Source organism: Phocaeicola faecicola (assembly GCF_013618865.1).
Classification (GTDB): Bacteria; Bacteroidota; Bacteroidia; order Bacteroidales; family Bacteroidaceae; genus Phocaeicola; species Phocaeicola faecicola.
In genome coordinates this window covers 1-1,049 of record NZ_JABSOE010000158.1, presented here as the reverse complement: position 1 = coordinate 1,049, position 1,049 = coordinate 1, and the positions used below count along the sequence as shown (strand labels likewise).

1 protein-coding gene and 2 pseudogenes are annotated in these 1,049 nt (G+C 43.1%); 2 read left to right on the top strand and 1 reads right to left on the bottom strand.

The genetic code is table 11. From position 1 onward, the window contains the following. Nucleotides 1-112 (top strand): annotated as a pseudogene (locus tag H3001_RS19940) (ISAon1 family transposase); the annotation flags it as partial. 84 nt (nt 113-196) lie between these two features. Beyond that, nucleotides 197-772, top strand: coding sequence for a hypothetical protein (locus H3001_RS19105; RefSeq protein WP_181215798.1), 576 nt, complete (start codon nt 197-199; stop codon nt 770-772). A gap of 167 nt (nt 773-939) precedes the next feature. Here H3001_RS19105 and H3001_RS19935 read toward each other — a convergent pair. Beyond that, a pseudogene (locus H3001_RS19935) lies at nt 940-1,049 on the bottom strand (ISAon1 family transposase); the annotation flags it as partial.

The following is a 1,049-nucleotide window of genomic DNA, read 5'->3' as shown; positions in this document are numbered from 1 at the left end:
TGCTGAATCATTCAATGCTAAAATCAAACTCTTTAGAGCGAATCTCAGGGGAGTTGTTGACAAGAAGTTTTTCTTATTCCGCATTGCGAACTTATATGCATATCCCCACTAAAAAGCTACTGACCCGAAACCCAGCCCAACCGGAAATCAGAAAAGAAACATATTTTCCTAAATACAAACATCAAACAGTATTACTATGAAAAAATTCATCTATCTATTATCCACCGTTCTCTGCCTACTCCTGTCATTTATCTCCTGCGGAAAAGACGACGACCCAAGCATTGGCGATTCCGACTACATCGAAGTCACCTTCGACGGAAAAACCTATACAGAAACGATTCCATCGTGGGGATATGTCATTCTTGACAATGCCGGAACCGACAGCCAAGGCAGACCGATCAGCTTCACCAATGTAGTCATAGATAAATTCGAAGACCAGTACGGGTTTACCTTCATGCCGAGCATCGCTCATTTTGCCCGAAAACCCGACCTGATGTCAGCCGAACCCGGGAAATACCCTCACCAAAGTGATTTTGGAAACATTCTGGAAGGAGAACTTGTCTGCGAAAACTTCACCCTGGTTTCAGACATTGAAATCAGCCTGGATTATTACGAATTCGCATACGGCACCCATCAGGTAACCTCCATAAGGGAAGCCGGCAACAATGCACAGATAGAAGGAACCTTCCAGGCTACTTATAAATATGAAGAAACCGGCAGGCAATGCCAGGTACAGGGGAAATACAGAATGACCCTGGACGTACACATTTAATCGCCAGCCATCAGCACCCCCCCAAAAAAAAGACATAAAAAAAACTATCCATGCAACCGGATATCCGACGAACCGCCTACCGGATTGCATGGATAGTTTTATTGATAGTTTTATTACATGAATAGTTTTTTTCGCCCTGCCAGACCAAACAATGGGTCAGTAGCTTTTTAGTGGGGATATGCATATAAGTTCGCAATGCGGAATAAGAAAAACTTCTTGTCAACAACTCCCCTGAGATTCGCTCTAAAGAGTTTGATTTTAGCATTGAATGATTCAG

Bases quoted from the DNA above. Each gene is read 5' to 3' on its own strand.
- H3001_RS19105 (WP_181215798.1), top strand. From the start codon at position 197: ATGAAAAAATTCATCTATCTATTATCCACCGTTCTCTGCCTACTCCTG.